We start from the raw sequence: 23,009 nt of genomic DNA on the forward strand, positions 1-23,009 counted from the left end.
CGTCTAGCCCCCGAACCTGGCGCCGGACTCGACGCCCCACAGCGCCATGGTCATGAACATGTTCACCACGACCACCGCGGTGACACTGGTGCGCATCGCGCGTCCGGCGGCGACGCCGACGCCGGCCGGACCGCCCGAGGCGATGAACCCGTAGTAGCTCTGGATGGTCGACGACACGAAGACGAACACGGTGGCCTTCAACGTCGCGTACAGCACATCGCGGCCGTTGACGAACAGCGAGAAGTAGTGCAGGTAGGACCCGTTGGATTGGCCGGAGATCAAGATGACCGAGAACTGGCAGGACAGGTAGGCGATGCCCAGCGCCACCAGGAACAGCGGGACGACGGCGATGACCGAGGCGACCGCCCGGGTGGTGACCAGGAATGGGATGGGGTTGATCGCCATCGCTTCGAGCGAGTCGATCTCCTCGTTGATGCGCATCGCGCCGAGTTGGGCGGTGAAGCGGCAGCCGGCCTGGGCGATGAACGCCATTCCCACCATGATCGGGGCGAGTTCACGGGTGGTGGCGAACGAGGAGATCAGCCCGGTGGCGGGCCCCAGGCCCAGCAGGTCCAACACGTTGTAGCCCTCGACGGCGACCAGGGCGCCGGCGATCGCACCCAGCGCCAGTGCCACGGCGATGGTGCCGCCGCCGACGACCACCGAGCCGTTGCCCCAGGCGATGTCGGATAGCAGCCGCAGCATCTCGCGCCGGTAATGCCGGATCATGACCGGTACCGAAACGAGCGTGCGCCCGAAGAAGTGCACCAGGTGTCCGGCGCGGGCCACGGCCAAAAAGCCCCCACCGAAGAGGCCGGCGACCGCACGGAGACCGGGGAGCCGAAAAGCACTGGGAATGGCCGTCATTACAGCGCCTGCCTCGGGAACAGAATGACGTAGAGCTGGCTCATCAAGACGTTGACGAACATCAGCAGCAGGATGGATTCGACGACCGCGGCGTTGACCGAGTTGGCCACCCCGGCCGGCCCGCCGTGGCTGTCGAGGCCCTTCTGGCAGCTCACGATCGCGACGATCATCCCGAAGACGATCGCCTTGGCGAACGCCAGCCACATGTCGCCGACGTCGGAGAAGGACGAGAAGGTCGCGATGAACGAGCCGGCGGTCCCGTTCTGCAGGAACACGTTGAAGATGTAGCCGGCTACATACCCGACGAAAAACGTGATGCCGGTAAGCAATACGCCGATCGTCATCAGCGCCGCCAGGCGGGGGACCACCAGCCGCCGCACCGGCGAGACGCCCATTACCTCCATGGCCTGGATTTCTTCGCGCATGGTCCGTGATCCCAGGTCGGCGCAGACCGCCGAGCCGACCGCCACCGCCAGCAGCATCGCGGCGACCAGAGGGGCGGCCTGGCGGATGATGACCAGCCCGGTGGCCGCGCCGGCCAGGGAGGAGGCACCGACCTGTCCGGCCAGCACGCTGAACTGGATCGACAGCGTCACCCCGACCGGGATGGTGACGAAAACGGTTGGCAGGAAGGCGGCGCCGGCCACGAATGCCGTCTGGTCGATGAACTCCCCGACGAGGAAGCGCCCGGAGAACAGGTCGACGAACAGGTACTGGATCGCTCGAACACCCAGCACCACTTGGCTTCCGCCGGTGCCCAGCGACTGGATCGGGTGGCTTTTCAGGTAGTGCAGGAGCCAATCGACCACCGCCCGCAGGCCGGGCCGGCCGGCCAATTGTTGGTCGGCGAGTTCGATCAGGCGACGGGCGGAATTCGGTGCGGCCATCACTGCATGCAGACGTCTGCGAACAGCAGCACCGGCCACGACACGATCGATCCTAGGAAGGACACCACCAGGTCCGCCCCTTGCATCTCGTGCAGGTGAGCGGTGTGCGTCAACGACCAGATCAGGCCGATGATCAGGTAGGGCGTGCCCACGATCAGGCCCAGGCCGATGAGTTCTCCGACGCTCATCCGATAGCTGAGCAGTCGGCCGATGTTATCTACGATTCCGGGCATCCGTCGTTTCTCCCACTGCTTTGGCCCTGCGCCCCACCGAGGGGAGTGTGACGCAGGGCGCAGCAGACGCTGCGGATGCAGCATGACACAGCGGACGTAGCGCTGCAAGAGAAAAGTTAACTGCGATCTGCTGTCGTGCAGGCGCAGAACGAGTGGTTAACGCCCGTAATGCACCGGAAATAGCCGCGAATGACATGGGAAGTTATCCGTCATCTGAGCGTCTCTGGCCGCCGTGTGCGATGCCAGTGGACGGCGTTGACGTCAGCCGGCGGGGCGGTGTCGGCGGGGCGCGGGCTGTCGACCGCCCGCCCGGAATTGTTAATCTCGATTACGCCTGCGTTGCGGGGCGGTCGGGGTGGTGACGCGGACGATTTGGCGCCTCGGGCCTCCGTTCGGTAGCCTCGTAGACACCGACGCGGGGTGGAGCAGCTCGGTAGCTCGCTGGGCTCATAACCCAGAGGTCGCAGGTTCGAATCCTGTCCCCGCTACTAGTGGCAACGGCCCCCCGGAGAACGCTCCGGGGGGCCGTTGTCGTCTTCTCGGCCGTCTTCCCGACGCGAGGCACATTTGGGAACATTCACTGATGCCGGACGAGCCGGAGATGTCAGCGCCCGGTGCCGAACCGGCCGCGCCCGCGGCATTGCGGCGTCAGTTGGGCGTGTTCGACGCAGTGATGATCGGCCTGGGGTCGATGATCGGGTCCGGGATCTTCGTGGCCCTGGCCCCGGCGGCGCTCGCCGCCGGTGGGGCACTGCTGGTCGGGTTGGCGATCGCGGCGGTGATCGCCTACTGCAATGCGACCTCCTCGGCACGCTTGGCGGCGGTGTATCCGACTTCTGGCGGCACGTATGTGTACGGGCGCGAGCGCCTGGGCCCATTCTGGGGATACCTGGCCGGCTGGGGGTTCGTGGTCGGCAAGACCGCGTCGTGCGCCGCGATGGCGTTGACGGTGGGGTTCTATGCGTGGCCGGCGCATCCGCACGCGGTCGCGGTGGCCGCCGTGGTGGCGTTGACCGCCGTGAACGTGGTGGGTGTGCAGAAATCGGCGCGGTTGACCCGGGTGATCGTGGCTGTGGTGCTGGCGGTGCTGGCTGCGGTGACCGTGGCCGCGCTCGGCGCCCCCCGGGCCCCGCTCGAGGCGCCCAGCGTCTCCTGGGTGTCGGCCGGCGGAGTGCTCCAAGCGGCGGGACTGCTGTTCTTTGCGTTCGCCGGCTATGCGCGCATCGCCACCTTGGGCGAAGAAGTACGTGACCCAGCCCGCACCATTCCCCGGGCGATCCCGATCGCCCTGGGGATCACGCTGGTGGTTTATGCACTGGTAGCGGTCGCGGCGTTGAATGTTCTTGGCCCACAAGGGCTTGCGGAGTCGTCCGCGCCGTTGGCCCAGGTCGTCACCGACGCCGGGGCGCAGTGGCTGGCCCCGGTGGTACGGGTGGGGGCAGTAGCGGCGGCCATGGGATCGCTGCTGGCGCTGATCTTGGGGGTGTCACGGACGACGCTGGCCATGGCCCGCGACCGGTATCTGCCGCCGGTGCTGGCAGCGGTGCATCCCCGGTTCGGGGTGCCCCATCGCGCCGAGCTGGCCGTGGGGGCCGTGGTCGCCACCGTGGCTGCCACTACCGATATCCGGGGCGCGATCGGGTTCTCCTCGTTCGCTGTCCTGGTCTACTACGCGGTGGCGAACGCCTCGGCCTGGACACTGTCGGCCGGGGAAGGCCGTCCACCGCGGCTGATCCCGATCGTCGGGCTGGCCGGGTGCGTGGTCGTGGCATTCGCGTTGCCGCTCTCTGCAATCCTTGCTGGAATCGCCGTGTTCACCGTCGGAATCGCCGCCTACGGTGCACGGCAGCTCGGCGCGGTTGGTGGCAGGGACCGATAGCGAGCGGGAAACCGCAACCATGATGTCTCGAATCCCAGTACCGAGCGCGCGGTACGCACCGCGTCCAACCCGTCGGTCTTACCGACCCCGCGGCGGTGAGCAGCCGCTATCGCTGATGGCTCCGACCACCAACAGGCCCACATCGGCGACCCGGTCGGCAAGGCCGGCACACGGGTCACAAAAAAGGCTGTCGCAGCGTGCGCTGCGACAGCCTTTTGAAGTCTGTGTGTTCGATCAGATTACCGAAACGCCCACAGCCTGTGGACCTTTCGCGCCCTGTTCTACCTCGAACTGAACCCGAGCGTTCTCTTCGAGCGTGCGGAATCCGCCGCCACTGATCTCGGAGTAGTGAACGAAGACGTCAGGCGCTCCGCCATCGGGGGCGATGAAGCCGAAGCCCTTTTCGCCATTGAACCATTTCACAGTGCCCTGTGCCATTACTTAACTTCTCTCATTTTTCCAAGCGCATCAAGCAAGATGCGCGTCATTGACGGTAGCACGGTGGATTGCCTGGTCGCGGTCCACGGCTGTGCAGCGAGCAGAGAACGATGGAGTCAGGCTGTGATGATAGGCGTCACCCCAGCCCACACATCCGCGACGGATCGAGGATCCGACAAGCAAGGGCAGATATCAAGGAATGACGACTGCGCTCAAATCACCCACGGCGCAATCAACGTCATCGCCCCCATCACCGCCAGCCCGATGACGAACGCGACGACCGTAAAGCCCATCACCTGGCGGACATTGAGCTTGGCGATCGCCAGCAGCGGCAGTAGCCAGAACGGCTGGACCATGTTCGCCACGCCCTCACCGACGGCGACGGCCATGGAGATCAACCCGAGATAGGCGGGCGAGTGCTGGCCGATCGCCAGCGCCGAGTCGACCGCGATCGGGCCCTGTACCGCCCAGTGCCCACCGCCGGACGGCACGAACAGGCTGATGAGCACCGAGCCGATGAACGTCAGGAACGGCAGCGTGTACTGCGTCGCGCCGTCGACCAGCGTCTGGGCCAACAACGTCTGCAGCGGCTGGGAGTCCTCGGCGCCTTGATAGGCCAGCAGCCCCACCAGGCCGCCGTAGAGCGGGTACTGCAGCAGCAGGGGACCGGACACCTTCGCGGCCCCGGTGAACGCCCGGATGAAGCGGATCGGCGTGCGGTGCAGCAGCGCACCGGTGATGGTGAACAGCATGATCATCGAGGAGATGTTCAGCGCGAAACCACTCATCACGAAATACGCCATGCCGGCGACGAACACCAACACGTTGAGCACCCACTGGTCCTCCAGCCGTTCGGCGAACGTCGTGCTGCGCTGGGGCTCGACGAGCGGATCGTCGTCCTCGAACACCGCGGCATCCGGCGCGAGGGTGAGCGAAGGCTCCATCCGCCACACCGCAACCGCGAGCACCGCTAGCACGACGATCACCGACAGCCAGCTGTAGGGCTGGAAGATGGTGTGGCTCAACGGCACGGTGAATCCGGCGATCTTGTGGATCACGTTGATCGGGCTGCCGGCGTCGGTGTTGGCCAGTGCGATCGATGACGAGAGCCCCTGCGTCCAGACGATGAAGCCCATGAACGCCGCGGCGATCAGGTAGCCGAAATGCGAGTCGGGGAAACGCCGTGCCACCTGCCGGGCCACCAGCGCGCCGGCCACCAGCCCTAGGCCCCAGTTCACCAGGGACAGAACGGCACTGACGGAAAAGCACAGCAGCGCCCCCTGCGCCTGGTTGCGCGGCATACCCGCGACTCGGACAATGGCTCGCTTGAGCACCGGCGCTTCGGCCAGCGTGTAGCCCGTCACCAGGATCAGCACCATCTGGAAGGCGAACGTGAAGATGTTCTGCGGTCCCCACACCCCGCTGTACCAGGCGGTCACCAGGCCGTGGGCCGATGCTCCGCGTACCAGCACAGCGACCAGGCCGGCGACGATGAGCGTGAGGATCACCGCGAACAGATACGGGTCGGGCATCAGACGCTCGACATAGCGAACACTGAGCCCGGTGAGTGACTGCATGACGCTTCGACGTTGGACCCGGTGCGCCGAGCTCGTCGTCATGGCGTTGCCCCTTCCCTGGAACCGCCCGCGCGAGCGGCTCGTCGAGCAGGAGCTCATCCTGTCATCGTTTCAAGGCGTCAGGGCGAAGACACCTGTGCCTTTGCGAGCGCGGCGGCGATGTCGTCGAGCGCCCGGTCGGCGGCGTCGAACGGCCAGCGGATGAATTCGTGGATCATGCCGTCGTAGCGATTGACGATGGTGTGAACGCCCGCCGCCCGCAGGCGCGCCCCGTATTGCTCGCCCTCATCACGCAGGGCGTCGAACTCCGCGGTGACGATGAAAGTCGTCGGGAGATGTTCGAGGCTGGGCGCCAGTAGCGGCGAGACGTGGGGATCGAGCTTCCGGTCCTCGCTGGTCAGGTAGTGGTCCATGAACCACTGTTGGGTCGCCCGGCTGATGTTGCCGTACCTGCCGGCGAACTCCCGGATCGAGACGTTCGACCGCCGAAAATCCACGTCGGGGTAGATCAGTACCTGGTGTGCGATCGCCGGCCCGCCGGCATCGCGGGCCATCAGCGCGACGACGGCGGCCAGGTTGCCGCCGGCGCTGTCACCGGCGACGGCGAGGTCGGCGCCGTTGCCGCCGAACTCGGCGGCGTGCTCGGCCACCCACGTCGTTGCAGCGAAGGCGGCGTTGATCGCGGCCGGGTACTTGTGTTCCGGCGCCAGCGGATAGTCGACGGAGACGACGACACGGCCGCAGCGGTTCGCCAGCGCCCGGGCCAGCCCATCGTGGGTGTCGAGGTCACCGAGCACGAAACCACCGCCGTGGAAGAACACGATCACCGGGCGCAGCTGGTTCGGCTGCGGGTGATAGATCCGGACCGGTAGTTCGCCGACTTTCGTGGAAATGGTGCGATCTCGCACGCTGGCGACGGTTTCACAGGCGCCCACGCGGTGTGCCATCAGGCGCATGCCCTGACGGACCTGTTCGGGGGCGAAAGCGTGCAGGTCGGCGAAGTTGGTGCCGGCCAGTCGCTCGAGGTGAGCCTGGACCTGGGGATGTAGCGGCATGACTGGGATTCCTTTCCTTGTGGGCGGTTCACCGTTAGTCTCTGACTTGAACCGCACTTCAAGTCAAGGAGAAGGCCATGCTGGACATCGCCGAGGTGGCCACCCGATCCGGCCTGACGTCATCGGCGCTGCGGTTCTACGAGCGGCGCGGGTTGATCAGCTCCGGTGAACGCAACGGCCTTCGCCGCACCTACGAACCAGACGTGCTCGATCGGCTCGCACTGATCAGCTGCGCCAAGGCCGCCGGGTTCACGCTGGCCCAGATCGAGCGGTTCCTGCGCGCCACGCCCAGCGATACCGAGTTGCGCTCACGCATGGCCGAGAAAGCCCACCAGCTCGACGAGGAGATCGCCCGGCTTACCCGAATGCGCGACAGCCTCACCCACGCTGTGACCTGCACCCATACTCCACTGGTCGAGTGCCCGGAGTTCAAGGCGCGCATCAGCGATACCGACGTCTAGTGTCATAGCGTCGACGTACCGGGAGGACACGCTCATGCCATTCGAAGCCCATCTGGACCGGCGGCGGATCGCCTTGCTGGTCGCCATCGCTCTGGCATTCGTTCTGGGCGGGGTGTGGATGGTGGGCGGATTCGGGCCGGTAGACCCCCCTCGGCGTTGGTCAGTAGGCGCTACGCACGTATGGGGCTGGATCGGAATCGTCTTCTTCGGGCTCAGCCTGGCGGTGCTCGTGCCGCGGCTCTTTCAGTCCGGCGTCGAGGTCCGCATCGACGCCGAAGGGGTCTACGGGCGTCGCAACGGTAGACGGGTGATCCCGTGGAGCGCCATCGAGCGGATCGCGACCGTGGACGCGGGCCGGGTGCAGCTGGCGCACTTGTTCCTCGACGAGGCGTCCGCGTTCGCCGGCCGGAAGCGGCTGGGGGGCAAATTCTTTGGCCACGTCACGCTGTCGCTGCAGGGCACCGACGGAAAGCTCAGCGAGATGCGCGCCGCGTTCGACTACTTCGCACCGGGCAAACGGGAAGACCCCGCGGTTTAGTCAGCATCCGTGGCCTGACCTTGCCGACCTCAAGGTGGCCCGATGTGCTACTACTGCTTTTCGTCCTGGATGGAAGGTTCCGCCATGGCCGGTCTCTACCACGCCGCTATCGTCTTCCTGATCGTCCTGACGGCCGTGACCTTCGCCAGCAGCTTTTGGTTCACCAACCCATACGGCCGCTTCGCCAGCCCGGACCAGCGCTTCACGCTGCCCGGAAAAATCAGCTGGCTGATGTTCGAATGCCCGCAGTGGTGGGCTTTTACCGTGACATTCTGGCTCATCGCGCATCAGCACGGGGCACCGGCGATCGTGTTGTACGCACTGTGGCAGTGCCACTACCTCTACCGGGGGTTGATCTATCCGCTGAGCCGCAAAGGCGATGACAAACGGTTCCCGGTCTCCGGTATCGCCTTCGGCTTCACCTTCAACGCCGTCAACGGGTTCGCCAACGGCTACGCGGTGGCACTGGCCCCGCACTTGCAGCAGGACCGTTGGTTTGCCGACCCCCGCTTTATCCTGGGCCTCGCCGTGGCAGTGATCGGCTGGGGGATCAACTTCCAGGCCGACCGCGTCCTGATCGGCCTGCGCGCCGATGGCAGCAGCGGGTACAGCATCCCCTACGGCGGGGTGTATCGCTGGGTGTCTTCGGGCAACTACTTCGGTGAGCTCATACTGTGGGCGGGCTGGGCGATCATGGCCTGGACCGTTCCGGGGCTGATCTTCCTGCTCTTCTCCATCGCCAATCTGGGACCGCGGGCGATGGCCACCCACAAGTGGTATCTGCAGCAGTTCCCCGACTACCCGCCTAACCGCAAGGCGATCATTCCGGGCGTGCTGTAGCTGGGTGTGGCTCAGATATAGAGGCGGACAGCGGACATCATGCCGGGGTAAGCGGCCTCGTGAGAGAATTCAAACAATCCCACGCCGCGTTTGCCGTTCAGATGCACAGTCGCAGATATGGTGTGCCCCGCGGCAAGGAGCTTGTCCACCTGTAGATGCCGTGCTGCGGAGACGAACTCGGCAACCGAGGTCTCCGAAACACCGTCCAGGCTCAAGGCGGCACCCGGAGTCAGCAGCGGCGAAACGGCGGCCGCGTCCGCCTGCGCCAAGGCCGCGACAAGGTCGGTCACGCAACGCTTTCCCCGCTTCCGCACTCCGGCAAGGCCGCGCAAGAAGCCGACGGCGCCGGACAACCCCTGGTGCCGAACCAGTTGTGGGCCCAGAATCAACGACGCCAAAAGGCCACGGCCACCAGAGCTGAGCAGCTGCCAGATCATCGTCGGCAGTTCCCAGTACGCAAACAACTTCTGGATCTCCGGCGCGCCTTCCGGCCCGGCTGAAACGAGGTCATAACGCAGATGCATCGGGATCTGCATGGTGACGCCCGTCGACATCGTGGTGTAGACCGTGAGGTCGCGCAGCACCGACATGCCTGACACCACATCATGTTCGACGTCGAACTTGATGGTGTTGGGCGCGATGAAGGTATCGAAGAAACGCTCGATAGCGCCCGTGCCGATATGGGGAGTCGAGCCCACCGGATCGTTGACCTGACCGTCTGCGGCGAAGAGGGCGACCCAAGCCGACTTATCGTGCGCTGCGACAGCTTTCGGCGATTGCTCGACGGCTTCGAGCAGTGCACCGGCACTGTGCGGGCGACGTCGGTCTGGCATCGGGATTCCTCTCAGTTCGAAAACGGTACTGGCCGGGCGGCCCGCGAACGGTCACCACGACATAAGGCCGCGAACGCGACATCAGCGGTGATGACGCCCTAATCGCGCATCCGCAGCACCACCTTGCCGGCCGCGGTGCGGCTTTCCAGCGCCGCCAACGCATCTGCGGCCTGCTCCAGGGCGAACACCTGTGGTTGCGGCGCGGTCACGGTTCCGGAGGCCAGCAGCTGCTCCAACACCGACCACTGCCGTTCCAGCTCGCCCGGATGCGACATCACCCAGGCGCCCCAGCCGACGCCGACCACGTCGATGTTGTTGAGCAGCAGCCGGTTCACCTTCACCGTCGGAATCTCACCGCCGGTGAACCCCACCACCAGCAGCTTGCCGCCGGGCGCCAGCGACCGCAGCGAGTCGGTGACCCGGTCACCGCCGACCGGGTCGAGTACCAGGTCCACCCCTTTGCCGCCGGTCAGTTCGGCGACCGCGTCACGGAAGCCGTCGGCCAGCACCGTGTCGGTGGCACCGGCGGCCCGGGCCACCTCGGCTTTGGCGGGGGTGGACACCACGGCGATCACCCGCGACGCTCCCAGTGGACCGGCCAGCCGCAGCGTCGAGGTACCGATGCCGCCGGCCGCGCCGTGCACCAGCACCGTCTGGCCCTGCGTCAACCCGCCGCGGGTGGTCAGCGCGAACAGCACGGTCAGGTCGTTGAACAGCAGGCCCGCCCCGGCCTCGAACGACACGGTGTCGGGCAGCTTGAACACCTGGGCGGCCGGCAGCGCGATCACCTGCGCCATCGCGCCGTTGAGCATGGTCAGTGCGGCCACCCGGTCACCGGCGCGGACATGCGCGCCGGGCGGGGCGCTGCGCACCACGCCGGCCGCCTCCCCGCCCGGTACGAACGGCAGTTCGGGTTTGTGCTGGTAGAGCCCACGGGACTGCAGCACATCGGGAAACGCCACTCCGGCGGCGTGGACGTCGACGACGACCGCCCCGTCGCCGGCGGGCTCGTCGAGGTCGACCAGACGGGCGGCTGCCGGTCCGTCGAGCTGGGATATCTGTACCGCGCGCATGGGCGCCTCCTTCGTCAGCTGGAGCGCAGTGGCCTACCGAAAACCTAAACCACGGCGCGTACACTCGCGGTGCGGCAGCGTTGCCGCATCTCCGATGGGGTGGCAATGAGTTCTCAACGGCCCGGTCGGCGGGGCAGTCGCGCCGACAGGTTTCCGGCGGCGTTGCCGCCCGGCCGCACCGTGGCGGTCCGGGCAGCAGATGGAACCCGCCTGCACGCCGAGGTCTTCGGCCCGCCCGACGGTTACCCGATCGTGCTGGCACACGGCATCACCTGCGCCATCCGGGTCTGGGGCCATCAGATCGCCGACCTGACCCGCGACTACCGGGTGATCGCCTACGACCACCGCGGTCACGGGCGCAGCGAGGTGCCCCCGCGCGGCGGGTACAGCCTGACCCACCTGGCTTCCGACCTCGACTCGGTGCTCGAAGCCACCCTGGAACCGGGGGAGCGCGCCGTGATCGCCGGACACTCGATGGGCGGCATCGCGATCAGCGCCTGGTCGGATCGGTACCGGCACCGGGTCGAGCAGCGGGCTGACGCGGTTGCGCTGATCAACACCACCACCGGTGACCTGCTTGCGCACGTCGACCTGTTCCAGGTGCCGCCGCCGCTGCACCAGGCGCGGGTGCAGGCGGCGCGCCGGATTCTGCTGACGTTCGGCACGGTTCCGATCGTCGGGCCGGCGAACGTGGCGGTACGACGGTTCGTGCACATGCTCGCGGTCGGCGGTGAGGCCGATTCCTCGGTGGCACCGTTGATCTGCGATCTGTTCGCCAAGACCCCGCCGGCCAGTCGCGGTCACTGGGTGCGCGTGCTTGTCGATTCGCTCGGCCCGTCGCACATCAGCCTCGACGGCTTGACGGTACCGACCCTGGTCATCGGCAGCACCCGCGACCGGCTGCTGCCGATCGTCGCCTCGCGCCGGATCGCCAAGGCCGCACCCAATCTCGTGAGGTTCGTCGAAATGAGTGGAGGACACTGCTCGATCCTTGAGCACCCCGGCGCGGTGAACCGGGAGCTGCGCGACCTCGTGGAACTGGCCACCGGATCCGCCGACGGCCTGACGGCCGCTCGCGAAATCATCTCGTAGCGCCGTGAAAGTCCTCACCGCGCTGAGCGGGTTGACCGGTGTCGCCGACCAGGCGCGCGAACTGCGCGACTCCGGCGTGCACGGAGTGTTCACCTTCGAGGGCCCGCACGACGTGTTTGCGCCGCTGACGCTGGCGGCCGGCGTCGGCGGGCTGGATCTGATGACCAACGTCGCGATCGCGTTCCCGCGCAACCCGATTCATCTGGCACACCAGGCTAACGACCATCAGCTGCTCAGCGGCGGACGGTTCGTCCTGGGGTTGGGCACCCAGATCCGCACCCAGATCGAGAAGCGATTCGGCGCCGCCTTCGACCACCCGGTGCACCGGATGGTCGAACTGATCGCGGCACTGCGGGCCATCTTCGAGGCCTGGAGCACCGGTGCACGGCTGGACTTTCGCGGCGACTACTACCAGCACACCTTGATGACGCCGACCTTCAGCCCCGGACCGAACCCGCACGGCGCCCCGCCGATCTACCTCGGCGCATTGGGGCCCCGGCTGACCCGCGCGGCGGCCGAGCACGCCGACGGGCTGCTGGTGATGCCGTTCTCCACCAAGCGATTCCTGCATGAGAGCACCATGTCCGCGGTGCGTGCGGGGCTTGCTCAAGCCGGACGTCGCGCCGAGGATTTCCGCGTCGTCCCGGAGATCATCGTGGCCACCGGCGCCACGGATGCCGAGCGGGAGGCCGCCGAAGCCGCCGCCCGGATGTTGCTTGGTTTCTATGCGTCGACTCCGGCGTATGCGCCGGTGCTGGCCGCGCACGGCTGGCAGGACCTGCAGCCGGAGCTCAACGCGCTGTCCAAGCAGGGCCAATGGGCGCAGATGGGCGCCCGGATCACCGACGAGATCCTGCACACCATCGCCGCGTGCGGTACTCCGGCGCAGGTGGCCGCGCGCATCCGCGACCGGGTCGACGGAATAGCCGACACGGTCTGCGTTTACCAGGCTGCGCCGATCGCCCCGGCGGTCGTCGGGGCGATCGTCAGCGAATTGGGTTAGCGCTAGGGCGCCATGGTGACCCAGTCGGGGAACCCCGTCGGGTCATGGCGGCCCAGCACACCGTGCTCATAGAGGCCCCAGCCCTCGACCGGGGCGCTGTCGCCCTCGCGGCACATCGCACGCCCCACGTGATCGATCATCCCGAAGCTGGTCCGCGCGATGATGCCCGGATCGGTCATGTCGTAGGTCAGCCGCTGGGTGAACTTCTCACCCTTCCACTCCCCATGCAGCCAGTCGGTGTCGCCGCCGTACCCGCCGCCGACGTGAATCGGTACGGGCAGTTTGGATTCCACTTCGAACACCACCGGGGTGCCATCGGGTCGGGTCGCTTCGATGGTGGCGCCGGTGGCGATGCGGGTGCCGGAGCGATACCGGGTGGAAACCCGCGGCCAGCCCAGCTGCTCGACCCGGCCGTCACGCCAGACCCGGGTGCAGTCATTGAGCGAGCGGAACCCGTCGGGCTCCTCCTGGATGATCATCACCACCGCGAACTCGTCGAACGCCATCGGCACATACAGCCACCACATCCCGTCGAACGGCGGATCGGCGGGCCGGCCGGCCGGTTCGCGTTCGCCGACCGGGCGAATCCCCCAGGACCGGTCCCGTGATCCGATCCAGACCGACGGATCGACGGCGATCTCCTCGCCGTCGATGACGATCTGGCCGCTCCAGGAGCCCAGCTGGGCGAAACGCTGCGCGTCCAGCGTGACCCGGTTGCCGGACCGCAGGATGTGCGGCTGTTCTTGCACCGGATCGAACAGGGCCTGCCAGCGCAGGTCGACCGCGATGCCCTCGGTCTCCTCGCACACCACGCGCAGAGAGCGCAGCGGGTCGGTGACCTCGATGCGATAGCCGCCCACCTGCTGGTTGAGCCGGTCTTGGTCGATGGCGTCGGAGAAGTGCACCGCGGTCTGGGTGTCACCCCGGCGCACCAGCACGAAGGCGTCTTTCACGCCGAGGTTGGGGTAGTAGCCGCAACCGGTGATCAAGAAGATGTCCCCGGTGCGGTCGTGGGCGTTCAGGTAGCACCGGTCGTAGAAGTTGCGGTCCGAGGAGCCCGGCCAGGCGATCGGTTGCGGCAGTTGGTGAACCGGGTATTCGTCGAGTGGTCCCAACATCAGTTCTGTTCTCCGATCAGCTTTTTCAGCAATCCTGCGTGGTAGAAGAGTGATTCGGGGTTGTCGGGCTTCTCCATCTCCCCGAAGTGCACCCGGCGGGCCCCGGTACGCATGAACACGATCGCCCACATCAGTCCGGCGTAGACATAGAACCAGTGCAGGTCCCCGAGTTCGGCACCGGTCAGGCGCTGGTAGCTGGCCCGGACGTCGTCTTCGCGCAACACCTGGGGCAGCCCGGGCAATCCGGCCAGCCCGGCGAGTTCCTCGAACACCCGGTGCGCGAAGATCACCCAGGACACGTCCAGTTCGCGCGGCCCCAGCGCCACCATCTCCCAGTCCAGCACGGCGACCGGGCGGAAGTCGCGGTAGAGCACGTTGCCGACCCGGGAGTCACCCCAGCACAGCACCGTCTCGCCGGCGGCCGCATCGGCCGGCCAGTTGGCCTCCAGCCAGGCGATGGTGCGGTCCAGCAGCGGCGAGCGGCCGATGTCGGGCACCGCGAACTCATACCAGTCGCGGATCTGGGTGAAGTGGCGTTGCAGGGCGGACTCGCCCTGGCGGCCCTCGTCGAGGAAGCCGAACGTCCTTGCCGCGTCCGGGATCGCGTGCAGTTTGGCCAGCACTTCGACGGTGGAGTCCTGCAGGGTCCGTTGCTGCTCGGCGGTGGCGTCAGCGAACCAGTTGCTGCCGAAGGTGTAGGGCATGACGTCGGGGGGAACCTGGCCGTCGACGCGGTCCATCAGGAAGAACGGCCGACCCAGGATCTCGCCGGTGGGTTCGATCCAGCGGACCTTCGGCACCGGCACGTCGGTGAGCTCCCCGACCCGCCGCATCACCTCGAATTGATGGTCCAACCGGTAGGCCGGAAACACCGGGACGTCTTCGTCGGCCGGGGCTACCCGCATCACCCAACTTTGCTCGACCGGGGTGCCGTCGGCGATCCAGCGGCCGGTGAGCATGATCGTCTCCGACGACATGCCGTTGGTGTCGACGCCGCTTTCCACGGTGATCTCCGGCGTGGCCCCGCCCGGCAACTGCGTGGCAAGCCAGCGAGACATTACCGTGGGCAGGGTGGTGACATCACGGCTGGAACGCTGGATCCGGCCGACGTCCCTTTCCACTGTCGGTTGGTCGACCACGTTTGCATCCTCCGTCACAGTAATTACGATACGACAGGTAGCGTTATGAAAGCAGAACCTTCGCCGGTTGACAAGGGGTCCGGGGCCGGGCGGCCTCGTGATCCCCGTATCGACGCTGCCATATTGAAGGCCGCCGTGGAACTGGTTGTGGAAGTCGGATATACGAATCTGAGCCTGGCGGCCGTCGCGGAGCGGGCCGGCACGACCAAGACCGCGCTGTATCGTCGGTGGCCCAGCAAGGCCGAGCTGGTGCACGAGGCTGTGTTCTCGGTGCCGCCGAGTGCGGTGTCCGCGGCGCCTGGTGATGCGGCCACCGATCTCCGGGCGATGATGGCCGGTGCGCGCGACGCGTTCACCAACCCGGTGGTACGGGCGGCGTTGCCCGGTCTGATCGCCGACATGGCGACCAACGCCGAGTTGACCGCGCGAATCTTGGAGCGTTTCCAGGGCCTGTTCGAGGTGATGCGGCACTGGGTGGCCGACTCGGTGAGCCGCGGCGATGCGCGACCAAGCGTGGACCCTGACCGGCTCGTCGAAATTATCGGCGGTGCAACGTTGCTGGCGATGATGCTGCGCCCCGACGACGACCTCGATGATGACTGGGTGCAACGGATCGCCGACATCATCGCCCACGGTGTGATGGCATAGACCCATGGCTCAGTCGTTCGGGCCCACCGGGCCGCAGCCCTTCCCGCAAGACTGGGCGTCGCTGCTGGTGTTGGTGCCACACCCCGACGACCCCGAGTACGGCACCGCCGCCGCGGTGGCCAAATGGACCGCCGCCGGCAAGACCGTCTGCTACGCCCTGGCCTGCCGTGGCGAGGCGGGCATCGCCGGGATGGCCGCGGCGCAGGCCGGGGCGATCCGCGAGGCCGAGCAGCGCCGGGCGGCGGCCCTCGTGGGTGTGCCGGACGTCGACTTCTGGGACTTCCCGGACAGCAACATCCGCAACACGCCGGAACTGCGGGCCAAGATCGCCTCGGTGATCGCCGAGGTTCGCCCCGACGTGGTGGTGACGATCTACGGCGGCGCGCAGTTCGCTCCCGATGTTCCCAACCAACGCGACCACATCGAGTTCGCCGCCGCGGTCGCCGACGTCTGGGACGCGCTGGAGGACCCGCCGCGCCGGCTGTTCCAGAACGGGCCGGGGGCCACCCACGTCGAAATCGTCGACGACTACCTCGACGCCGCGGTGGATTCACTTGCCGCGCACGAGGTTTACCTGTCGGTGCTGGATCCGCACACCCCGGTACGCGAGCAGGCGCGTGCGGTGATCGACATGACCTGCCCGACGCTAACCGGCCGGCGGGTAGCGGGTTTCATTCTGGAGAGGGCCGCGGACCGATGACCCATGCCAGCCCCGGCCTACGGATCGGCGTATTCGGTGCGGCGCGGATCACCCCGGTGTCACTGCTCAAACCGGCCGCCGCCAACCCGGAAGTGGTGGTCAGCGCGGTTGCCGCCCGCGACGGCGGGCGCGCCCGGGCGTTTGCGCGCCGGCACGGCATCGGCCGGGTGCACGACAGCTACGACGAGCTGATCGCCGATCCGGACATCGACGCGGTCTACAACCCGCTGCCCAACAACCTGCACGGCCGGTGGACGCTCGCGGCGCTGGCCGCCGGCAAACACGTGCTCTGCGAGAAGCCGTTCACCGCCAACGCCGACGAAGCCCGCCAGATCACCGAGGTGGCCGCCAAGTCCGACCGGGTGGTGATGGAGGCCTTCCACTACCGGTATCACCCGATGACGCGGCGTATCGAAGAGATCATCACCTCGGGGGAACTGGGCACGCTGCGGCGGGTGGAGGCCGCGCTGAGCTTCCCGTTGCCCCGGTTCTCCGACATCCGCTACGACTACTCGCTCGCCGGTGGAGCATTGATGGATGCCGGCTGTTACGCGGTGCACATGGCCCGCACATTCGGCGGTGCGACACCGGAAGTCGTGTCCGCACAAGCGAAACTGCGTGACCCGCAGATCGACCGGGCCATGACGGCGCAGTTGCGGTTCCCGGCCGGACACACCGGCGCGATCCGCTGCTCCTTGTGGTCGACGAACCTGCTGCAGGTCAGCGCCCGCGTGATCGGCGACCGTGGCGAACTGCGGGCGCTCAACCCGCTGATGCCCCAGTACTTCCACCGGCTGCGGGTCCACTCCCAGCGAGGCAGGCGCATCGAGCGTTTCACCCACCGGGCCTCCTACGCCTTCCAGCTCGACGCGTTCGCCGATGCCGTGCTGCGCGGCGCGCCGGTGCGGACCACGCCGCAGGACGCGATCGAGAACATGACCGTCATCGACGCGATCTACACCGCTGCCGGTCTGCCGGTGCGCCAGCCGGGCTGAGTGGCCAGGTCGAGCCGCCTCAGGCGGGGTGGCCCGGCTCGACGTCGCCGACATCGGAGAACGCCAGCAGGTCGCCGGCGGGCTGGGACGCGTGTCCGGCGACGGGTTCCAACAGGTAACCCAAGTGGTCGCCGAGCTCGATCCGATTCAGCGTCTTGCCGACGAACCATGCCGGCGAGTCGTCCAGGATGGGCATTCCCGCCGGACCGCGGTGCCAGCTACAGTGCTCGAACTTGTCGATGTCGTCGCCGGTTTGGCCGCCGAAAAGCCGGGCCAGGTCAAGGTCACGGCGTGACAGCACATGCACGGCCAGGTGCCCGGAGCGGGCTGCCACCCCGAAGGTGTGATTGCGTTTGGACACCCCGACCAGGAACCGCGGTGGCTGCAGGCTGGTTTGGGTGGCAAACCCGACCAGACAACCCGAGGGGTGCCCGTTCGCCTCGGTGGTCACCACGAACATGGTGTAGTCCAGCATCGCGACCAGGCGCTGAAATTCGTCCACCTGTCCATGATGGACCTGCCGCAACCGGCACGCCCGCGGTCAGAGTGCGAACGCGGTTGCGGCGTCCACCAGATCGAGCAGCGGCTGCGGGAACACGCCCAGTCCGATGGTGACCGCGGCGCACAGTGCGATCGCCGCCTTGCTCCAGACGCTGGGTAACACCAGTTGCGGCGGGTCGGCGGGGGAGTCGGTGAAGAACATCAGCACGATCACCCGGACGTAGAAGTAGGCGGCGACCCCGCTGGCGATCACGCCGACTACCACCAACGGGACGGCGCCGCCTTCGGCGGCCGCGGAGAACACCGCGAACTTGCTGACGAAACCACTGGTCAACGGGATACCGGCGAACGCCAACAGGAACATCGAAAACAACAGGCCCACAACGGGATAGCGCTGCCCCAGGCCAGCCCACCGGGACATATCGAGTTCTTCTTCGCCGCCGGAGCCGCGGATCAGGTTCACCACCGCGAAGGCGCCGACGGTGGAGAAACTGTAGGCGGCCAGGTAGAACAGCGTCGATGAGACGCCCGCCGGGATCGCCGCCAGCACGCCGGTCAGCACGAAGCCCGCATGGGCGATCGAGGAGTAGGCCAGCATCCGCTTGATGTCGGTCTGGGTGATCGCTGCGATGGTCGCCACCACCATGGTCAGCACCGCGACCAGCCACATCAGGGGGCGCCACTGGTCGTGCAGGGCCGGTAACGCGACATAGATGATGCGCAGCATGGCCCCGAACGCGGCGACCTTGGTGGCGGCCGCCATGAAACCGGTGATCGGTGTCGGGGCGCCGACGTAGACGTCGGGAATCCAGGAGTGAAACGGCACGGCACCGACTTTGAAGAACAGCCCCACCAACAGCAGCGCGGCGCCGATCAGCGCCAGCGAGTCACCGCTGTGGGCGAACAACTGATCGCCGATCTCGGGCAGCGCCAGGGTGGCCGTCGCGCCATAGATCAGCGCGGCGCCGAACAGGAACAGCGCTGAGGAGAATGCGCCCAGCAGAAAGTATTTCAACGCCGCTTCCTGCGACAGCAGGCGACGGTAGCGGGCCAGCCCGCACAGCAGATACAGCGGCAGCGACAGTACTTCCAGGGCCACGAACATGGTGACCAGGTCGTTGGCGGCAGGGAACACCATCATGCCGCCGATCGCCAGCACGGTCAGCGGGAACACCTCGGTCTGGGTCACCCCGCTGCGCGCGGCCTCGACTTCGGTGACGCTGCCCGGGACCGCGGAGGCTTGCGGTGTGAACGAATCCAAGCCCCGCGGCGCGGCGGCCACCGCGGTCGCGGCGCCCGGGCCCTCGGTGGCGCCGACGTTGCGTTCGGCGATGAACACGATGGCCATGATCCCGACCAACAAGATGGTGCCCTGCAGCACCAGCACCGGCCGGTCGACCGCCACCGCGCCCAGCACCGCGAGGCGACCGGTAGCGGGCAGATCACGGCCCACCGCGACGACGGCGGCGAACGCGGCGGCCAAGCCGCCGAGGGCCAGCAGGACCTGCATCAGGTAACGCGCCCGCCGTGCCACGAACGCCTCGAAGAGCACGCCGGTGACCGCGGTGCCGAAGACGATCAGCAGCGGCAGGAGGAGGTCGTATTCGACGTGGGGTGTTGGCATGCCCGACATGGTCAGTGCGCCCCCTCGGCGGTCAGCGGTGCCGGGTCGGTTTGACCGATCGTGGTCAAGGTGTGCTCGACGCCCGGGTTGATGATGTCCAGCACCGGTTTCGGGTAGCAGCCCAGGAACAGCAGCAGCGCGATCAACGGTGCGACGACGACGAGCTCCCGCGGCACCAGATCACGGATGCGTTCGTTGCCCGCGGTGACCGGGCCGGTCATCACCCGCTGGTAGAGCCAGAGCATGTAGATCGACGACAGCACCAGTGCGGTGCTGCCGACCGCCGCTGCCAGCCAGTATCGGTTGAAAGTGCCTAGCAGAACCAGGAATTCGCTGATGAAGGGTGCCAGCCCGGGCAGTGACAGAGTGGCCATCGCCGCGACCATGAAGGTGCCGGCCATGACCGGGGCCACCTTCTGCACGCCGCCGTAGTCGGCGATCGACCGGGTGCCGTCGCGTCGGGCGATCAGGAACCCGGCGATCAGGAACAGCGCCGCGGTGGACAGTCCGTGGTTGAGCATGTACAGCGTCGAACCGCTCTGACCCTGGCTGGTCATCACGAAGATGCCCAGAATGATGAAACCGAAGTGTGAGATCGAGGTGTAGGCGATCAGCCGCATGATGTCGCGCTGGCCGATCGCCACCATCGCGCCATAGACCACCCCGATCACCGCCAGCACGATGATGGCCGGGCGGAAATACGTTGAGGCGTCCGGGAACAACTGCAGGCAGTAGCGCAGCATGCCGAAGGTTCCCACCTTGTCCATGACCGCCATCATCAGCACCGCAGTCGCCGGGGTGGATTCCACCGCGGCGTCGGGCAGCCACCGGTGCAGCGGCCACAGCGGAGCCTTGACCGCGAACGCGAACATGAAGCCGGCGAACAGCAGCTTGAGCACACCCGGATCCACGGTGGTGGTCGCCGCGGAGAACATCGAGACCAGTTCGCGGAAATCGAACGTGCCGCCAGATGCGCTCTCGCCGGCGCTCACCACGTACACCCCGATCACCGCGGCCAGCATGATCAGACCGCCGAACAGGTTGTACAGCAGGAACTTCAACGCCGCCCGAGACCGTCCGGCGCCGTTGCCGAAGCCGCCGATCATGAAGTACATCGGGATCAGCATCGCCTCGAAGAACACGTAGAACAGCAGCACGTCCAGCGAGACCAGCGAGATCAGCACCATCGCCTCGACGGTCAGCGTCAGCGCGGCGAAGGCGTGCGGGCCGCGGGTGCGTTCACCGCCGTCGTTCCAGCCGGCAAGCATCAGCAGCGGCACCAGTCCGGCGGTCAGCAGCGCCAGCACCACCGCGATACCGTCCACGCCGAGGGTGTAGCTGGCCCCGAATGCCGGTATCCAGGAATGGGATTCGACGAACTGGTAGGGGGCGGCCACCGGTGTGGTATCGAAGCCCGCGGTGATGACGATCGCCACGGCCAGCGTCGCCAGGCTCACCAGCAGGCCGGTCCACTTCGCCAGCCGTGTGGCCCCGGCCGGCAACACGATGACCAGGCCGGCGCCGGCCAACGGAAGGAGCCACAGCAGGCTCAGCCAGGGCAGGTGCGTGTTCACAGTTGCACCGCCAGGACTACCGCCACGACCAGCACCGTGCCGGCCAGCATCGTCAGCGCGTAGGAGCGCACGAAGCCGGTCTGCAGGCGGCGCATGAGATACGACCCGATCGCCACCAGCCCGGCCAGCATGTTGACCGAACCGTCCACCGCCCGGTCGTCGACGTCGACCAGACCTTGCGCCAGTCGGTTACCCGGACGCATGAACACCTCCTCGTTGAAGGCATCGCCGTAGAGATACTGGCGGGCCGCCACCGTCAGCGGCGACACATCGGTGGGCGCGGTGACCGGTATCGGTTTGCGGCCATACATGCGGTAGGCGACCGCGGCGCCGAGCACGACGATGCCCAGGGTGATGGCGCCGGTGAGCCAGGCCGGAATGGCGTGCGCCGTCTCGTGGGCCGCACCGGTCACCGGGCTCACCACCGGTTCCAGCCAGTGCTCCAGGCGCCCTCCGATGGCCAGTGCGGCCCCGGAGACCACCGCGCCGACCGCCAGCACGATCATCGGCCAGGTCATCACCCGCGGGGACTCGTGCGGGTGCTGCAGGGCCCGCTCCGCGCTCACCTCGCTGTCTTCGGCTGCCCAGCGGCGTTCACCGCCGAACGTCATCAGCATCACCCGGGTCATGTAGAACGCGGTGATGCCCGCACCCAGGATCGTCACCGCGCCCAGGATCCAGCCTCGGGTTCCGCCAGCGGCCAGCGCGGCCTCGATGATGGCGTCCTTGGAGTAGAAACCGGCGAACGGCGGCACCCCGATGATCGCCAGATAGCAGATGCCGAACGTCACGAACGTCACCGGCATGAAGGCCCGCAGTGCGCCGTAGCGGCGCATGTCCTGCTCGTCGTTCATCCCGTGCATCACCGACCCGGAACCCAGGAACAGTCCGGCCTTGAAGAAACCGTGGGTCAGCAGGTGCAGGATCGCGACGGCGTAGCCCGCCGGGCCGAGTCCGGCGGCCAGCACCATGTAGCCGATCTGGCTGACGGTGGAGGCGGCCAGCGCCCGCTTGATGTCGTCCTTGGCGCAGCCGATGATCGCACCGAAGAGCAGCGTGACCGCACCGACCACCACGACCGCCAGCCGGGCGTCGGCCGACAGGTCGTACACCGGGCCGGAGCGCACGATCAGGTACACCCCGGCGGTCACCATGGTGGCGGCGTGGATCAGCGCCGACACCGGGGTGGGGCCCTCCATCGCGTCGAACAACCAGGCCTGTAGCGGCACCTGTGCGGACTTGGCGCAGGCTGCTAGTAGCAGCAGCAAGCCGATCGCGGTGGTGAGCCCACTGGGTCCGGCATCGCTGACCGCACTGAACAATCCGTCGAAGGACAGCGTGCCGAAGCCGGCGAACATGGCGAACATCGCCAGCGACAGCCCGATGTCGCCGACGCGGTTGGACACGAACGCCTTCTTGCCGGCCGCCGCCGCGACCGGCCGGGCATACCAGAATCCGATCAGCAGGTAGGACGCCAGGCCAACGCCTTCCCAGCCCACGTAGAGGCCCAGGTAGTTATCGGCGACGACCAGCAGCAGCATCGCCGCGACGAACAGGTTGAGGTAGGCGAAGAAACGCCGCCGGTCGGGGTCTGCTGCCATGTAGCCGATCGAGTAGATGTGGATCAACGCGCCCACACCACTGATCAGCAGCACGAAGCAGATCGACAGGGGATCGATCAGCACCCCGAAGTCGACGCGCAGGGCGCCGACCGGCACCCAGCTGAACAGGTGAGAGTGCAGCGTCCGGTCCTCGCCCGCCCGGCCCAGCATCTCGGCCAACAGCGCCAGTCCGATTCCGAACGACCCCAGCACGCCGGCGCAGCCCAGCAGGTGCCCCCACCGGTCGGTCCGCCGCCCGCCGAGCAACAGGATCAACGCGCCGGCCGCCGGCAGCGCCACCAGCAGCCAGCTCAGCTGGCTCAGATTCGTCAT

22 protein-coding genes, 1 tRNA gene and 1 pseudogene are annotated in these 23,009 nt (G+C 67.2%); 10 read left to right on the forward strand and 14 right to left on the reverse strand.

Features of this window, described 5'->3' with window-relative positions:
- Positions 1-3: 3 nt before the first annotated feature.
- Genes AC5Y4Q_RS04695 through AC5Y4Q_RS04705 form a run of 3 tightly spaced genes read right to left on the reverse strand, consistent with a single transcriptional unit; the run spans position 4 to position 1,987 of the window.
- Positions 4-867, reverse strand: coding sequence for an ABC transporter permease (locus AC5Y4Q_RS04695; protein ID WP_064922208.1), 864 nt, complete (start codon positions 865-867; stop codon positions 4-6).
- Positions 867-1,754 (reverse strand): MlaE family ABC transporter permease, encoded by an 888-nt coding sequence (locus AC5Y4Q_RS04700; protein ID WP_499958154.1) that lies wholly within the window; start codon positions 1,752-1,754, stop codon positions 867-869. The genes AC5Y4Q_RS04695 and AC5Y4Q_RS04700 overlap by 1 nt, the downstream gene beginning before the upstream one ends.
- Complete coding sequence (locus AC5Y4Q_RS04705) at positions 1,754-1,987, reverse strand: hypothetical protein (RefSeq protein ID WP_499958156.1); 234 nt, start codon at positions 1,985-1,987, stop codon at positions 1,754-1,756. The genes AC5Y4Q_RS04700 and AC5Y4Q_RS04705 overlap by 1 nt, the downstream gene beginning before the upstream one ends.
- Before the next feature lie 414 nt (positions 1,988-2,401).
- Between AC5Y4Q_RS04705 and AC5Y4Q_RS04710 the strand changes: the two genes are divergently transcribed.
- Together AC5Y4Q_RS04710 and AC5Y4Q_RS04715 are read left to right on the forward strand one after the other, a co-directional pair.
- Positions 2,402-2,475, forward strand: a tRNA-Met gene (locus AC5Y4Q_RS04710).
- 113 nt (positions 2,476-2,588) lie between these two features.
- A pseudogene (locus AC5Y4Q_RS04715) lies at positions 2,589-3,839 on the forward strand (APC family permease); the annotation flags it as partial.
- Positions 3,840-4,100: 261 nt separating this feature from the next.
- Here AC5Y4Q_RS04715 and AC5Y4Q_RS04720 read toward each other — a convergent pair.
- The 3 genes from AC5Y4Q_RS04720 to lipP1 all read right to left on the reverse strand — a co-directional run bounded on the left by AC5Y4Q_RS04720 (position 4,101) and on the right by lipP1 (position 6,936).
- A complete protein-coding gene (locus tag AC5Y4Q_RS04720; protein WP_125225453.1) occupies positions 4,101-4,304 on the reverse strand; it encodes a cold-shock protein in 204 nt (67 codons plus the stop codon).
- A 212-nt stretch (positions 4,305-4,516) separates the two neighbouring features.
- The gene (locus tag AC5Y4Q_RS04725) at positions 4,517-5,923 is read right to left on the reverse strand and encodes a TIGR00366 family protein (RefSeq protein ID WP_499958159.1); all 1,407 of its coding nucleotides are present in this window, start codon (positions 5,921-5,923) and stop codon (positions 4,517-4,519) included.
- Positions 5,924-6,000: 77 nt separating this feature from the next.
- The gene (gene lipP1, locus AC5Y4Q_RS04730; RefSeq protein WP_499958161.1) at positions 6,001-6,936 is read right to left on the reverse strand and encodes a LipP1 family hormone-sensitive lipase; all 936 of its coding nucleotides are present in this window, start codon (positions 6,934-6,936) and stop codon (positions 6,001-6,003) included.
- Between the two features lie 77 nt (positions 6,937-7,013).
- On the opposite strand from lipP1, the gene AC5Y4Q_RS04735 reads away from it, so the two are divergent.
- The 3 genes from AC5Y4Q_RS04735 (at position 7,014) to AC5Y4Q_RS04745 (ending at position 8,775) form a co-directional block, all read left to right on the forward strand.
- Entirely contained in the window at positions 7,014-7,397 is a 384-nt protein-coding gene (locus tag AC5Y4Q_RS04735) for a MerR family transcriptional regulator (RefSeq protein ID WP_499958163.1), read from the forward strand.
- Between the two features lie 34 nt (positions 7,398-7,431).
- Positions 7,432-7,935: an STM3941 family protein gene (locus AC5Y4Q_RS04740; RefSeq protein WP_499958165.1), complete on the forward strand. Its 504-nt coding sequence runs from the start codon at positions 7,432-7,434 to the stop codon at positions 7,933-7,935.
- Between the two features lie 84 nt (positions 7,936-8,019).
- Positions 8,020-8,775, forward strand: a complete 756-nt coding sequence (locus AC5Y4Q_RS04745; RefSeq protein WP_499958167.1) for a DUF1295 domain-containing protein — start codon at positions 8,020-8,022, stop codon at positions 8,773-8,775.
- A gap of 11 nt (positions 8,776-8,786) precedes the next feature.
- Here the strand turns inward: AC5Y4Q_RS04745 and AC5Y4Q_RS04750 are convergent, their stop codons facing one another.
- Together AC5Y4Q_RS04750 and AC5Y4Q_RS04755 are read right to left on the reverse strand one after the other, a co-directional pair.
- Positions 8,787-9,608, reverse strand: coding sequence for a nuclear transport factor 2 family protein (locus AC5Y4Q_RS04750; protein ID WP_064922214.1), 822 nt, complete (start codon positions 9,606-9,608; stop codon positions 8,787-8,789).
- A gap of 98 nt (positions 9,609-9,706) precedes the next feature.
- Positions 9,707-10,681, reverse strand: coding sequence for an NADPH:quinone oxidoreductase family protein (locus AC5Y4Q_RS04755; protein WP_064922215.1), 975 nt, complete (start codon positions 10,679-10,681; stop codon positions 9,707-9,709).
- Between the two features lie 105 nt (positions 10,682-10,786).
- Between AC5Y4Q_RS04755 and AC5Y4Q_RS04760 the strand changes: the two genes are divergently transcribed.
- Both AC5Y4Q_RS04760 and AC5Y4Q_RS04765 read left to right on the forward strand, forming a co-directional pair.
- Positions 10,787-11,773 carry an alpha/beta fold hydrolase gene (locus AC5Y4Q_RS04760; RefSeq protein ID WP_064922216.1) on the forward strand — a complete coding sequence of 329 codons (987 nt, stop codon included), beginning with the start codon at positions 10,787-10,789 and terminating at the stop codon, positions 11,771-11,773.
- A 4-nt stretch (positions 11,774-11,777) separates the two neighbouring features.
- Complete coding sequence (locus AC5Y4Q_RS04765) at positions 11,778-12,776, forward strand: TIGR03617 family F420-dependent LLM class oxidoreductase (protein WP_499958170.1); 999 nt, start codon at positions 11,778-11,780, stop codon at positions 12,774-12,776.
- A gap of 2 nt (positions 12,777-12,778) precedes the next feature.
- Here the strand turns inward: AC5Y4Q_RS04765 and AC5Y4Q_RS04770 are convergent, their stop codons facing one another.
- Together AC5Y4Q_RS04770 and AC5Y4Q_RS04775 are read right to left on the reverse strand one after the other, a co-directional pair.
- On the reverse strand, positions 12,779-13,894 hold the full coding sequence (locus tag AC5Y4Q_RS04770; RefSeq protein ID WP_499958172.1) for an Rv3169 family protein: 1,116 nt from the start codon (positions 13,892-13,894) through the stop codon (positions 12,779-12,781).
- Positions 13,894-15,051 (reverse strand): phosphotransferase family protein, encoded by a 1,158-nt coding sequence (locus AC5Y4Q_RS04775; protein ID WP_499958174.1) that lies wholly within the window; start codon positions 15,049-15,051, stop codon positions 13,894-13,896. Before AC5Y4Q_RS04775 ends, AC5Y4Q_RS04770 begins: the two co-directional genes overlap by 1 nt.
- Positions 15,052-15,078: 27 nt before the next feature.
- On the opposite strand from AC5Y4Q_RS04775, the gene AC5Y4Q_RS04780 reads away from it, so the two are divergent.
- Genes AC5Y4Q_RS04780 through AC5Y4Q_RS04790 form a run of 3 tightly spaced genes read left to right on the forward strand, consistent with a single transcriptional unit; the run spans position 15,079 to position 17,376 of the window.
- Entirely contained in the window at positions 15,079-15,681 is a 603-nt protein-coding gene (locus tag AC5Y4Q_RS04780; RefSeq protein WP_064922220.1) for a TetR/AcrR family transcriptional regulator, read from the forward strand.
- A 4-nt stretch (positions 15,682-15,685) separates the two neighbouring features.
- The gene (locus AC5Y4Q_RS04785) at positions 15,686-16,381 is read left to right on the forward strand and encodes a PIG-L deacetylase family protein (RefSeq protein ID WP_499958177.1); all 696 of its coding nucleotides are present in this window, start codon (positions 15,686-15,688) and stop codon (positions 16,379-16,381) included.
- Positions 16,378-17,376 carry a Gfo/Idh/MocA family protein gene (locus AC5Y4Q_RS04790; protein ID WP_499958179.1) on the forward strand — a complete coding sequence of 333 codons (999 nt, stop codon included), beginning with the start codon at positions 16,378-16,380 and terminating at the stop codon, positions 17,374-17,376. The genes AC5Y4Q_RS04785 and AC5Y4Q_RS04790 overlap by 4 nt, the downstream gene beginning before the upstream one ends.
- A gap of 19 nt (positions 17,377-17,395) precedes the next feature.
- On the opposite strand, the gene AC5Y4Q_RS04795 is transcribed toward AC5Y4Q_RS04790, so the two are convergent.
- The 4 genes from AC5Y4Q_RS04795 to nuoL all read right to left on the reverse strand — a co-directional run bounded on the left by AC5Y4Q_RS04795 (position 17,396) and on the right by nuoL (position 23,009).
- Complete coding sequence (locus tag AC5Y4Q_RS04795) at positions 17,396-17,851, reverse strand: flavin reductase family protein (RefSeq protein WP_499958304.1); 456 nt, start codon at positions 17,849-17,851, stop codon at positions 17,396-17,398.
- Positions 17,852-17,917: 66 nt separating this feature from the next.
- Complete coding sequence (gene nuoN / locus AC5Y4Q_RS04800; protein WP_499958181.1) at positions 17,918-19,510, reverse strand: NADH-quinone oxidoreductase subunit NuoN; 1,593 nt, start codon at positions 19,508-19,510, stop codon at positions 17,918-17,920.
- Between the two features lie 2 nt (positions 19,511-19,512).
- Entirely contained in the window at positions 19,513-21,075 is a 1,563-nt protein-coding gene (locus tag AC5Y4Q_RS04805) for an NADH-quinone oxidoreductase subunit M (RefSeq protein ID WP_499958183.1), read from the reverse strand.
- On the reverse strand, positions 21,072-23,009 hold the full coding sequence (gene nuoL, locus AC5Y4Q_RS04810; RefSeq protein ID WP_499958185.1) for an NADH-quinone oxidoreductase subunit L: 1,938 nt from the start codon (positions 23,007-23,009) through the stop codon (positions 21,072-21,074). Before nuoL ends, AC5Y4Q_RS04805 begins: the two co-directional genes overlap by 4 nt.

It is taken from the genome of Mycobacterium sp. NGS16 (assembly GCF_059813225.1).